The 12,284-nt window shown below is 62.1% G+C and carries 13 protein-coding genes and 1 pseudogene; 11 read left to right on the top strand and 3 right to left on the bottom strand.

The annotated features are described in order from the left end of the window. Positions 1-6: 6 nt before the first annotated feature. Positions 7-186, bottom strand: coding sequence for a hypothetical protein (locus NKG95_RS20970; RefSeq protein WP_353042316.1), 180 nt, complete (start codon positions 184-186; stop codon positions 7-9). Between the two features lie 167 nt (positions 187-353). Between NKG95_RS20970 and NKG95_RS20965 the strand changes: the two genes are divergently transcribed. Further along, positions 354-1,250 carry an aminoglycoside phosphotransferase family protein gene (locus tag NKG95_RS20965; protein WP_353012879.1) on the top strand — a complete coding sequence of 299 codons (897 nt, stop codon included), beginning with the start codon at positions 354-356 and terminating at the stop codon, positions 1,248-1,250. Positions 1,251-1,380: 130 nt separating this feature from the next. On the opposite strand, the gene NKG95_RS20960 is transcribed toward NKG95_RS20965, so the two are convergent. After that, positions 1,381-1,620: a hypothetical protein gene (locus NKG95_RS20960; protein WP_353042314.1), complete on the bottom strand. Its 240-nt coding sequence runs from the start codon at positions 1,618-1,620 to the stop codon at positions 1,381-1,383. A 45-nt stretch (positions 1,621-1,665) separates the two neighbouring features. Between NKG95_RS20960 and NKG95_RS20955 the strand changes: the two genes are divergently transcribed. Then, complete coding sequence (locus NKG95_RS20955; RefSeq protein WP_031195508.1) at positions 1,666-2,055, top strand: antitoxin Xre/MbcA/ParS toxin-binding domain-containing protein; 390 nt, start codon at positions 1,666-1,668, stop codon at positions 2,053-2,055. Next, the gene (locus tag NKG95_RS20950) at positions 2,052-2,570 is read left to right on the top strand and encodes an RES family NAD+ phosphorylase (RefSeq protein ID WP_352496553.1); all 519 of its coding nucleotides are present in this window, start codon (positions 2,052-2,054) and stop codon (positions 2,568-2,570) included. Before NKG95_RS20955 ends, NKG95_RS20950 begins: the two co-directional genes overlap by 4 nt. 123 nt (positions 2,571-2,693) lie before the next feature. Here NKG95_RS20950 and NKG95_RS20945 read toward each other — a convergent pair. Continuing rightward, positions 2,694-2,862, bottom strand: a pseudogene (locus NKG95_RS20945) (integrase); the annotation flags it as partial. A gap of 270 nt (positions 2,863-3,132) precedes the next feature. Here NKG95_RS20945 and NKG95_RS20940 point away from each other — a divergent pair. The 8 genes from NKG95_RS20940 (at position 3,133) to NKG95_RS20905 (ending at position 11,508) form a co-directional block, all read left to right on the top strand. After that, the gene (locus NKG95_RS20940) at positions 3,133-3,942 is read left to right on the top strand and encodes a class I SAM-dependent methyltransferase (RefSeq protein ID WP_084643179.1); all 810 of its coding nucleotides are present in this window, start codon (positions 3,133-3,135) and stop codon (positions 3,940-3,942) included. A 628-nt stretch (positions 3,943-4,570) separates the two neighbouring features. Beyond that, on the top strand, positions 4,571-5,839 hold the full coding sequence (locus NKG95_RS20935) for an amino acid ABC transporter substrate-binding protein (protein WP_353042312.1): 1,269 nt from the start codon (positions 4,571-4,573) through the stop codon (positions 5,837-5,839). A gap of 161 nt (positions 5,840-6,000) precedes the next feature. After that, entirely contained in the window at positions 6,001-6,873 is an 873-nt protein-coding gene (locus NKG95_RS20930; RefSeq protein ID WP_353042310.1) for a branched-chain amino acid ABC transporter permease, read from the top strand. A gap of 8 nt (positions 6,874-6,881) precedes the next feature. Further along, the gene (locus NKG95_RS20925; RefSeq protein ID WP_352642002.1) at positions 6,882-7,868 is read left to right on the top strand and encodes a branched-chain amino acid ABC transporter permease; all 987 of its coding nucleotides are present in this window, start codon (positions 6,882-6,884) and stop codon (positions 7,866-7,868) included. Further along, on the top strand, positions 7,865-8,611 hold the full coding sequence (locus NKG95_RS20920; RefSeq protein WP_353042308.1) for an ABC transporter ATP-binding protein: 747 nt from the start codon (positions 7,865-7,867) through the stop codon (positions 8,609-8,611). The genes NKG95_RS20925 and NKG95_RS20920 overlap by 4 nt, the downstream gene beginning before the upstream one ends. Beyond that, on the top strand, positions 8,608-9,324 hold the full coding sequence (locus NKG95_RS20915; protein WP_353042306.1) for an ABC transporter ATP-binding protein: 717 nt from the start codon (positions 8,608-8,610) through the stop codon (positions 9,322-9,324). The genes NKG95_RS20920 and NKG95_RS20915 overlap by 4 nt, the downstream gene beginning before the upstream one ends. A 466-nt stretch (positions 9,325-9,790) precedes the next feature. Continuing rightward, on the top strand, positions 9,791-10,246 hold the full coding sequence (locus tag NKG95_RS20910; RefSeq protein ID WP_353042304.1) for an SRPBCC family protein: 456 nt from the start codon (positions 9,791-9,793) through the stop codon (positions 10,244-10,246). A gap of 203 nt (positions 10,247-10,449) precedes the next feature. Then, positions 10,450-11,508, top strand: coding sequence for an adenylate/guanylate cyclase domain-containing protein (locus tag NKG95_RS20905; protein ID WP_353042302.1), 1,059 nt, complete (start codon positions 10,450-10,452; stop codon positions 11,506-11,508). Positions 11,509-12,284 lie beyond the last annotated feature (776 nt).

Raw genomic sequence — 12,284 nt, 5'->3', positions numbered from 1 at the left:
TGGGATCTACCGTCCGGTCATTCGCGGCGTGCTGAAGCAAAGACACTCACCATCGCGCTCGCGATTGTCGACATTGCCGACGTGGCCCGACATCGACGCATCCATCATGCTGCCGAGGCCGCCGGCGATCTGCGCGTCGCCACGGTTTACTCCCTGGGAATAGGGGGACCTCTGCCTGATGCTCATAGACCGCGATCGGCGGGCTGAGGTATCGTGGCGAAAATTTCTGGGCGTCGGCATCTATGCCAAGCGAAGCGCCGCAAGGGAGATTTTGATGGCATCGGTGGAGGTAGGACAAGAGTGTGGAATGCCTCGGGTGCTGCGCATATTCGAGCTCGGCAGGACGAGAACTCATGATGCATGACGACCAGGTGGATATCGACATCGATATCGCCCGCCAGATGATCCGCGACCAGTTTCCCCAGTATCGTCATGAAGACATCACCTCAGTTAGATCGTCGGGAACCGTCAATGTCATCTTCCGCATTGGCTCGAAGAGCACGGCGCGGTTCCCACTGAGGGCGATGAATCCGACCGAATGCGCCAATATGCTTCGGTCAGAGGCCGCTGCCATGGTCGAGATTGGGGAACATTGCTTATTTCCGACGCCTCAACCGATTGGGCTCGGCGAGCCAGGTCCTCACTACCCAATGCCATGGGCGTTACAAACTTGGATCGAAGGCGAGGTTGCCACGCCGCACGGGCTAAGTGGATCGACGACGTTCGCCCTAGACCTTGTACACCTCGTGGCATCGTTGCGCCAAGCGGACACACGGGGCCGACGCTTCGACGGGCAAGGACGTGGTGGACATCTCTCCGATCATGACGATTGGATGAGTGTTTGCTTTGAAAACAGCGAGGGCCTTCTTGATGTGGCTCGACTGCGCGATTTGTGGACTCGCTTCCGGGAGTTGCCATCCGCTGGGCCTGTCGTGATGACTCATAGGGACCTTATCCCAGCAAACCTTCTCGTGCAGGGCGGGCGTCTTGTCGGAGTGCTTGATGGCGGCAGTTTCGGACCAGCCGACCCGTCGCTAGATTTGGTAGTCGCGTGGCATCTTCTAGACCGCGAGCGAAGAGCGACCTTTCGGTGCGGCCTTCAGGTTGAAGATCTTTGGTGGAAGCGTGGTGTTGCTTGGGCATTCCAGCAGGCAATGGGTCTCGTCTGGTATTACCATCGCACCAACCCCGCCATGAGTGCGCTGGGGCGCAGCACGATCTCTCGCATTCTCGACGATCCGGACATCTGAATCGCGCAGTCCCTCCGTCGGGACGGACGTTCGTTTCCTAAACGGGGTTTGTCTACCATGCGCCGGAGTGTCGCGAGACACCGAACCCAACTGCTCGCGGCGCCAATCGCGCACATCACGAGGATATCGCTCAAACTTTTGATCGGCCACCAACCTCCTCCCTCCGCTTGCCTTCGTCTTTGAAAGACAACGTCAGCGTTTCGTGCAATTTGCCGAGTGTGCCGTCCTTGCGAAAACGAATTCCCTGGAGGACGAAGGTGACATGCCCGCTGAACGAGATCTGGCGGGTGCTGTCGCCCGGGGCACGCGTCCAGAAGCCGCCAAACAACGCCATGCGCTCGGGGGCTTGAAACCAGTCGAAAAGCGCCATATGTTTTGCACAGTAAATACGGCTGCTAATATGACAAGGAACTCCATGGGGCAAGCCCTCAAGAAATCCATGCAGAATGAACCCCTGGTTTTGTCCTATATGGACCGTGCCGGGAAAATTGCCGTTGACCAGGTGGCCGACAGCTTTGGAATGTCCAAGGGTCAGTTGGCTCAGACGGCCGGGCTTGCCCGCGAAACCCTCTATCGGCTGGAGCGCAGCCGCACGGCAAAGACGCAGGGGCGTCTGCGCGAGATGCTCGAAATCATCAGCCGCGTGACGGATTGGGCGGGAGGCAAGGAACAGGCCATGGCCTGGTACCGAGCCCAGCCGCTGCCGGCATTCGGTGGACGCACCGCCGAAGCCCTCGTGAAGGACGGCAAGGCCGCTGCTATTCGCGACTACCTCGATCACATGGCCCTGGGTGGCTTTGCTTGAGGTTTGTCGGAACCTGCTACAGGGCGCATGATCCACGTTGGGCATTCAAGCCGAGTTCCGGTGATGGAGCGGCGATCAGGGGCGCTCGATTCAATCCCAAAGGTGTGCCCGCGCTATATCTGGCGCTGACCGTCATGACGGCTGTCAAGGAAGCCAACCAGGGCTTCGCGCATCGCATCGACCCCTGCGTGCTGTGCTCTTATGAGGTGGACTGCGAGGACATCACTGATCTGACAACCGAGCAGGGGAGGGGAGAATCTTCTGTCACGCTTGCGGACATGGGGAGCGCCTGGGCCACGGCTCTCAGCAACGGAGAGCGACCTGCATCCTGGTCCATCTATGACCGGCTGCGGCCTGAAGGCATCGCTGGAATTCTGGTGCCGAGTTTTGCTCCGGGCGCGGAGACGGAAGACCGCAATCTGGTGCTATGGGACTGGGGTCCCGATCTTCCGCACAAAGTGAACGTGTTCGATCCGAGCGGTCGGCTGCCGAAAGACCAGCTGTCCTGGCGATGAAACAGGCCCGGAGGCTCCGGGGCAGCCCGAATGGCCGAAAACCAGTCTTTTGGCGCTCAGGGTGAGGCCGTTCGCGCGAACCTGAGCGGCGGAATAACGGCAGAGGAGGGGTTTTTTGCCTCGTTAGAGGTCGGAAGCCCTGGTCAGGTTGATGCGGAAGCGATCTCTGCGGCGCTGATAGCGGCGGGTCATCTCCGAGGAGTTATGGCCGAGCTGTTTTTGCACATAGCGATCGTCGACCTCGGCCGACGAGGTCAACGCGCAGCGAGTGGCCGGCGAATTTGACGATGCGGGCCATTGTCGAGGAGCAGCGGGCAAGGCGCAGCAATGACGATGATCGAATTTTTCTCTTCAAAGGCGGGGTTCGAATAGGACAACTAGGACTAGCAGCCCCGCCAGCGCGTGTTCCTGCTGGCCGCTGTCCCAGCGTTAGCGCGAGGGCCTGGCTCCCACGCCCTGCATCGTCAGCGACCGATCGGGAGCACTGGCTGCTCCGCAGACTCGACTTCATATCAGCTGGCGCTAATTATCGTCCCCTGGGTGAAAAAACCTTAGAGGCGACATGCTGAAACCATCAAGGAAGAACAATGTTCGAGAGAGCCGACTTCTATCTCTTTTTCGCAGCTATGGTGATCGTATCACAGTACGGCGGGTCACACGCAAACTTCATTCGTACCGAGATTGGCTCAGAGCCTTTGCCCTGACGCACCTCCCGACGAGCAAGGCTCATCACTGCAATGCCTGCGATCGCGATGTAGCGGCTTTTTACCGTTTCGGAGCGTACACTCTTATCTGCCCGCTTTGTCATGCCGTGGATCGTGAGCGGTTTTTGATTTGTGCTCTAGACCGTAGGCTTATCAAGTTGCCGGCGGGGCAGCTTGAAATTCTCCAGATTGCGCCGAGCGAGAAGGGTCTTTCAAAGAGACTCTCTCAAGCGGGCAATCTAATCAAAGCCGATTTCGAGCCGGGACGGTACGGGCCCGATACCGTGAAAATTGACCTGATGGACATGCGTCGCACCAGCGATCTCGATATCGTCGTCTTAAGTCATGTCATGGAACACGTACCTGATGATCGGCATGTGTTTCGGCAACTTTGGTCATCTCTTAAGCCCCGAGGGCAGGTCTGGATCCAGGTGCCGCTTATTTATCGCCAAACGATCGAAGCGACGCCATCTATGTCACTGAGCGAGCGCGACGAGCGCTTTGGTGGATCGGATCACGTGCGAGCCTACGGACCGGATATCAAGGAGCGTATCGAGGACGCCGGCTTTACGGTCACCCGAATAAATTCAGATCGTATACCCGCCGCGGATCGCGACCGGCTTGGGCTTCTCTCCGATACTCTCTTTGTGGCAGAACGGCCCGAGTAACCCAATTTGGAATGAAAGCATTGTTGCCACGCTTGTCCGCTTGGGCCTGCCTTCGGGCGCCGGGCCGGCTTTGCCCAGCCAACCCGGACGCGAGCGGACAGATTTGGTTCCGTGGGGCTCCATCTTCGAAACTGCGGCGACCGTTTTAAAGAAATCAAAAGGCTGCCGAAGGCGTCATCTTGGCGACGAGGCCATGATCGGCGAATCCCACCCCTCCGCGACCATGATCCGAGGGCTATCTCGCGCCTTGCCTCTCAAAAAGTGGTTTGTCTACCATGCGACGGAGCGTCGCGAGGAACATAAATCAATAGAAAAATCAATGTCTTAATGACTAGACCTTCGTTCCTTGATGCCTCGCAAACTTGTCTAGGTGCAGAATAGGAGCCGCGTCTACAACTGCTCGCGGCGCCAATGGCGCCCAAAAGGCATACGTCGACGAAGCTGGTGCACGACGAGGCATTGAGCATCCACAGCCTGCGGCGCCTCTACGCGTTGATGACCCGAAGCCGCCTTACGCATTGCCTGTTGACCCAGGCATATCTTCTCTGTCCGCACAAAAGGCATACAGTGGTATAAACAGGAGATATCGTCGGTTTCCAATCTGATAACGGATGAAGGGAGTTGAGTGATGTTCACGAACAGCAAACGTTTTTCGCGCCGTCGGTTCCTCGGCGTCAGCGCCGGCGCCTTCGCAGCCGGCCCGTTGGGCCCGTTTGTGCGAGCGGCATGCGCGCAGGTGACGACATTCAAGGCCGGCGTTATCACCTCGCTGTCGGGCGAGAACATCCTCGGCGGCAACCTGACCAAACGCGGTTACGACCTATGGGCGGAGGCCGTCAACGCCAAGGGCGGGGTTGAAGTCGCCGGCGAGCGTTTCAAGGTCGACATGTTCTACGGTGACGACCAAAGCAACCCGGCGACCGGCGCCGATGCCGCCGAGCGCCTGATCGTCCAGAATGAGGTCGACGTGCTATTCGGCCCTTACACCAGCGGCTCGACTATCGCCGTGCAGCCGATTTGCCAGAAGTACCAGGTGCCGATGATTTCCGGCTCCGCGGAATCCCCAAACGTCTGGAAGGCCAAGCCGGAATTCAACTTCGGCATCATCCCGGCCGTGGACACCACTGCGGGTAAATCGCTGGCCGTGCTGGCGAAACTGTCTAACCCCATGGCCAAGACGATTGCTGTGATCGGCGTCAACGAACCCTTCTCGAAGGAAACCGGCGAAGGTTTTCGCGACGGGGCCAAGGAGGCCGGATTGGAAGTCGTCGCCTACGAATTGGTGCCGGCCTCTGGCGACCTTACCCCCGTCATCTCTAAGATCGCAGCGCTCAATCCCGATATCGTCGCCGTCGGCGGCCATGAGGAGCCGCTGATCAATGTCGTCAAGACCTCCAAGTCGCTGAACTTCCGGCCCAAGGCGCTGATAATGCACTATGGCGTCACCGACCCGGCCTTCGCCCAGGCGCTCGCCGCGGACGCCGACGGCACCTGCGGCGTCTCCGTGTGGCTGCCGTCAGTTCCATATAAGGACGACCTCTTCGGCACCGCAAAGGAGTTTGCCGAGATGGCGCAAAAGAAGTCCGGGCACGAGCCCGACTATACCGAAGCGGCCTGCGCGGCCAGCGGTCTCGTTTTCGGCGATGCCGTCAAGCGGCTTGGCAAGAAGCCGGGGCTCACGCCTGAAGACAGGGTGGCTCTTAAGGACGCGATAGCCGCGACCGACATCCAGACCTTCTATGGACCGATCAAGTTCGAGAAGGAAGGCAACCACTACCACGACAACGTCCAGCCGGTGCCGGTGCTGATTCAGATTCAGGGCGGCAAGACCGTAGCGGTGGGGCCGAAAGAGGCCGCGGCAGCGGACCTCACCTACCCGCTGCCAGCTTGGAAATAGCCGGTTCTGGACAGGGTGGGGGCGGCCTCGTCGCCATCACCCTTGCCCGGCGCAATGACGGTGGTTGCGCGTGCTCGGAAAATGACGGACCATGCTATCGTGTGTACGGCCGCTTTGCCGCGGCACTCCGCTCTTTCGTTGGCTGACGGACGGTTCCCGCGTTGGATCTATTCCTACAGACCTTGCTGAACGGCCTTCTGATCGGTGGCGTCATCGCCACTTTTACGATCGGTTTCCAGCTAGCTTTCGGCGTGCTGCATGTCATCGATTTCGCGGTGGGCGGCTGGGTCGTGCTGGGCGGCTATCTCGGCTACTATATGGGTGCCGGACTGGGTGTCGACGGATTCCTGGCGATCCCCGTGGCCTTCATGCTGTTCGGCGCCATCGGCTATCTGATTGGGCCGATCCTCTACAATGTCCGCAACAGCCGCACGGCGCGGCCGGAATTGATGGCGCTGGCGTTGACCTTCGGCCTGTTCACGCTGGTGCGCGGCGGCATGCTGACCGCGTGGGGCTTCAATACCCACAGCGTGCCGACCGTGTTGAGCGGCGAGAGCCTCGCCGTCGGGCCCGTGACGGTGCCACTGATCCGCGTGGCCGCGGCGGTCTTCGCGATCGCCATCGCCGGCGGACTGTTCCTGTTCCTCTACCACACCCGCTATGGGTTGGCGATCAGAGCGACGGCTGAAAACCGGCAGAACGCCGCACTGATGGGCGTCAACATCCGCCGCCTCAGCGCCACTGTTTACGGGCTCTACGCAGGCATCACTGCCATGGCCGGCGTACTAATGGGTGCAATCTTTTCAGTGAACCCGGAAGTCGGCCTGCGCTATACTCTATTCGCATTTTTCGTGGCTGTGCTTGCCGGCTTGGGCTCCGTCGGCGGTGCCCTCGTCGCCGCGCTGCTGCTCGGCGTCATCGAAGCCTTCGTCGCGACCTATGTCGGGTCGAGCTATTCGCTGCTGGCGATCTTTGGCACCCTATTCCTCGTCCTTCTCGTGTCTCCGCGCGGGATCCTGCGGCACGGGTTGTGAGGCGGGACATGAAGCCACGCTGGGCCGTCCTCCTCCTGCTGATCGCCGTAATCGTTGTGCTGGCGCTGCTGCCGATGCTGGTCAACAACTACTGGCTGCGCATTGCCACCGGCGCGCTGATGTGGGCGGGGCTGGCCTGCTCCTGGAACATGCTCGGCGGCTATGCCGGCTACATCAATTTCGGCCATTCGGCCTTCTTCGGGCTCGGCGCCTATGTTACGGCGCTGCTGATGGGCGACAGGCTCGCCTGGCCCTTCTTCGCCACCCTCCCGGCCGGTATCGTGGTGACGGCGCTGTTTGCCATCATCATCGGCGCGCCGACGCTGCGCCTGCGCGGCGCCTATTTCGCCATAGCCACCTGGGCCTTCGCCGAGGTGCTCATACAGTTCGCCTCGGTGATGGACTTCACCGGCGGCATCGGCGGTATTGGGCTGCCGCCCTTTCTTGACGAGCGCTTCTTCTACTTCGCCATGTTCGGCGCGGCTGCGCTCACCTATCTCATTACGTGGGCGCTGTTCGAGCGCTCGCGTTTCGGGCTGAAGGTCAAGGCACTGCGCGATCATGAGCCGGCGGCCGAGGCTATCGGTATCAATACTTCGCTGGTCAAGCTGCAGACCTTCGTGCTCAGTGCCGTCACCGCCTCGGTATTCGGCGCGATCTTCGCCTACTGGGTCACGTTCATCAATCCGAAAAGCGTCTTCGGCGGCGACATCACCGATCAGATGGTGGTGATGGTGCTGCTGGGCGGGCTGGGCAGCCTGTGGGGGCCGGCATTGGGCGGTGTGGCGCTCTTTGTCGTAAACCGCATCATCTGGATGTACTGGGGTGACACCGCCTTCTATATCGCCATATTGGGCGCGGCCATCGTGCTGGTGGTGCTGTTCCTGCCGAACGGCATCGCCGGCATGTTTTCGAGGCGCGTGGCCAAGTCTGGCGCCGTGCTGGACAAGGCGGTCGGCAATCTTGTCGGCGGCGGCCCGGGACGGCCCAGTTGAGCGCCGCCGAGGGCAAAACGGCTGGCACCGGCGAACCTATTCTCGTCGTGCGCGAACTCCACTGCCATTTCGGCGGCATCAAGGCCGTCAACGGTGTCTCCCTGGACGTAGGTCGGCGCGAGATCGCCGGCCTGATCGGGCCTAACGGGTCTGGCAAGTCGACTCTGTTCAACCTGATATCGGGCACGGTGACGCCGGATCGTGGCCAGATCCGCTTCGACGGTCACGAAATCGGCGGCCGAAAGGCTCACGCGATCGCGCGGCTGGGGCTTGCTCGCACCTTCCAGATTCCGGCCATGTTCGACAATATGAGCGTCACCGAAAACCTGCTGGCGGCTGCGGCCGAGGGCCACTGGCGGGGCGCGCGCGAACGGGCGGCCGATACGCTGGCGCTGCTCAAGCTGGAGCATGTCGCAGACAACCGCGCATCCGATCTTTCGGGAGGCCAGCAGAAACTGCTGGAGTTCGGGCGCGTTGTGATGCGCCAGGCCTCGCTCATTCTGCTCGACGAGGTGACAGCGGGCGTGCATCCCAGCATCCGCAAGATCATCGTGGAGGCCATCGCGCGGCTGCGCGAGCGCGGCACCACCGTCCTCGTCATCGAGCACGACATGGAAATGGTGCGGAACGTGTGCGACCGCATCATCGTCATGGATGCAGGCCGTGTCGTGGCCACCGGGCGTTTCAACGACATCGTTCGCAATTCGGAGGTTATGCAGACCTATCTGGGGCGGCCGCAATGAGCACCACGCTCACCGCCGACAACATCGTTACCGGCTACGGCAAGCAGGAGATCGTCCATGGCGTCTCGCTGAGCGCGGAAGCTGGCAAGATTACCTGCATCTTCGGGCCGAACGGCAGTGGCAAGTCGACCCTGCTCAAGGCCATTGTCGGCGCGCTGCCGGTGTGGAGCGGTACGGCGCGCCTGGGTGAATCAACACTCTCCAACCTTGCCGTCCATGAAGTGGTGCGCCAGGGGCTAGTGTTGATGCCGCAGGGCGGCGGTGTGTTTCCGCGCCTGACAGTGATGGAGAATTTGCGCATGGGTGGCTACGCCATCGCGGACCGGCAGATAGTCGAGCAGCGCATCGAAGCGCTGATCGAGCAATATCCCTCTTTAGCACGGCGGCGGCGTACCCCGGCCGGTTCGCTTTCGGGCGGCGAGCAGGCAATGCTTGCGCTGGCGCGGGCACTGGTTTCGGAACCGCGCTTCATTCTGCTGGACGAGCCTTCCGCCGGATTGTCGCCGGCCATGGTCATCGAGACGCTCGAACGCATTACCACCCTCACCGCGCACGGCATCGGCATTGTGATGGTGGAGCAGAACATCCGCGAGGCGATGCCGATTGCGGACAAGCTTTACATCCTGGCGGCCGGCGAAAAGCGCTTCGAGGGGACGCGTCGGGACGTGCGCGACGACCGGCAGATCATGGAAATCTATATGGGGGGAGCGTGAGAGAAGCGGTCGACACCCCAGCGCGAGTTGCAAGTGCCAAATCTCGCTGGCAGTTAATTGTAAGAAGGCGGTGATTTTCGGCAGTCAATTGGGAGAATGATCAGGCGAGATCGGTTGTCGTACAGAAGTTCAAGCCTGCTGCTCAGAACCTGAACACTCGCCTATGGCCGACTTGGCGAGACCCTTTGTGTCGAGCAACATTTCCGGTCTCATATCCAACTCCCGCCGTTCGTTTGCCGAAGATCTCGCCGCGAAGGGGAATGTTCAGATCACCGGCCCGGATGCGGCACCCAACGCTTCGAACGCCTCCCGAAGCGGAGCGCATGCGCCGCGGCTGTGATCGGCGAGTGCCCATCGGAATCTCGCCACACTTGTCACTCCAGAGTCGATGTCCGATCCTATTCTATCGCACGAGCAGCCAACTGGTTTACAATTGCTCCAACTGTCGCAACTATGGAGGAAGCCGATGCAAGAGGCCCTCGTCGTCCGCCGCGAGACACACATCCCGGCGCCCCCCGCTGCGCTGTTTGCCCTTCTGACCGATCCGGAGAAGATCCTGCGCTGGATGGGAACGGAGGCGCAGCTCGAGCCGCAGCCCGGCGGGCTCTATCTCGTCAATGTTACCGGGGCTCGCGTCGCTCGCGGCTCCTTCCGGGAGGTGGTGCCGGTGCACCGTCTGGCATACAGCTTCGGCTGGGAAGAGAGCGATGAGGTGCCGCCGGGATCGAGCCTGGTCGAGATCGATCTGATCGAGCAGCCGGACGGAACGCTGCTGCGCCTGACCCACACCGGCCTGCCCAATGCCGAGCAATGCGCCGGCCATGCGGAGGGCTGGGCTCATTACCTCGGCAGGCTGGGCGAGGTTGCAGCCGGGCGTGATCCCGGCCCGGATCCCAAATGCGGCCACACGGGCAGGGGGTGACGGCCTTCCGCGCGCGATATCGCCGCCCGTGAGCCCGTTGCAATTTGACGGCGGACGCCAGCTCGCAGGGCGTGTCGACCCGGGCGCCATCGAGGATCGGACCGTACAAGCGCCGGGGGGCGGGGGGAGGATAGATCGGCGGGCCGGCTGCGCATCGTTACGGCGCGGATGACAGGCCGGCGCGGTGGCCGCATAATCGCGTCATGGATCTGCCCGCGCCTCTCGCCTGGCTGGTGGACGAGGCCGGCGCCTCGGCCGCCCCCGACCGGTTTCTGGCCGAGCTCGGCGGCCGACTTCTGGCTGACGGCCTGCCGCTGGCCGGCGGCGCGCTGACGCTCGCGGTGCCGCATCCCATCATCACCCGCCGCACCTGGCTTTGGCGGGCGGAGACCGGGGCGGTGATCGAGGCGCTGAGCTTCGCCGGCGGTCCGCTCGGCCAGGCCGGGCACGACTGGCTGGCGGAGCTCGGCCCGGTGCAGGAGGGCCCGGTTGGCCGGGCGCCGGATAGTCCGGTGCTGGGCTGGGCTGGAACCCGGCCGTTCGGCCTCGCCGAGGCTGCCCGGCTGCGCCAGGCCGCGCGCTTCGCCGCGGCGCCCCTTGCCGCACTTGCGGCGCGGGCGGCGCTGACAGCGCTGCTCGAGGCTTATCTCGGCCGGCGCAGTGCCGCCCGGGTGCAGGGCGGCTCCCTGCGCCGCGGCACCGGAGAAACCATTCGCGCCGCGCTGCTCTATGCCGACCTGCGCGGCTTTACCGCCCTGTCCGAGGCAACCGAGCCCACGACGGTGATCGCCGCGCTCGACGCCTGGTTCGACCGCGTCGCCGGCGCGGTGCACGCCTTTGGGGGCGAAGTGCTGAAATTCATCGGCGACGGCATGCTGGCGATTTTCCCGGTCACCGCTGCGCCGGCCGAGGCCTGCGAGGCGGCGCTGCGCGCCGTCGTCGCCGCCCGCGCCGGCATGGCCCATCTCGATGCGGGGCGGCAGGCGCAGGGCCTGCCCCGGCTGCCGTTCGGCGCGGCGCTGCATCTCGGCGAGATGCTGTGGGGCAATATCGGCGCGGTCGACCGGCTGGATTTCACCGCCATCGGCCCCGCGGTCAACCTGGTCAGCCGGCTGGAGGGGCTATGCCGGCCGCTCGGCCGCTCGGTGCTGATCTCGGGCGCGGTCGCCGCCGAGACCACCACACCGCTGGTGCCGCTGGGCGAACACGTGCTGCGCGGCATCGCGGCGCCCTGCACCGTCTTCACCCTGCCGGATGCGTAATCGCGGTCCTGCGGGGCGGCGGCGTCAACCGCAGATTTGGTTAGCTTGATTTTGGCCATCTAGTCGTCTCCGAACGTCAAAAACTAGGAGCAGAATAGGGGCACTCAGACCCACTGCTCCGGACTACTACCGCGTGCTAGAAAAGGTCGAAGCCTCAAGAAGCAAGCTAAGTCCTTGCATCGTAGTGGCTTTTCGCATTTTTACTTGCAAACGGCGGACATGAACTTAGACGAAATTGGCGGGCTCTTAGTCGGCTTCCGCCCCCCTTCGGCGTCTTCATCCGGTACGTTTCATCAAAGATGACCGACCAGACAACATCCATCAGCCTGCGGCGCCTGACGCCATGATCGTCACTTGGGGGGAAGGCCGGACTGGCGCCCTGAGCATTTGTGGCGCAACTGCGACGCATGGCATGTGCATGGAATGGCGCGAAGACACCGTCCTCGGGCAAGGTGCGGCAACGCTATCATGTCACGATGATAGCCATCAATTCGCGCTTCTGCCGTGCAGACTTTGGTCTTCCGCTTGATTGGCGCGAACGCGACTTCCTATTCCAAGCGCGCTCGAATGCTTAGGCTCAGGTTTAAGGTGGCGGCGCATTGCGGTCTGGGCAATCAAGGGTTGAGCCTTCCTCACATGGAGAAGGCTGATCGCCAACGCCGCCATAACGTTCAACGAGTTTTGCGAATCCGTAGGCGAAGGCGGAAAGAAGCGCCAGGATAACCACTATTCGGATGGCCATCGGGGATCGTAACAGGATCCCACATTGGATGTCG

Source organism: Mesorhizobium sp. M1423, from assembly GCF_040317575.1.
Classification (GTDB): domain Bacteria; phylum Pseudomonadota; class Alphaproteobacteria; order Rhizobiales; family Rhizobiaceae; genus Mesorhizobium.
This window is presented reverse-complemented; position numbering and strand designations above follow the sequence as displayed.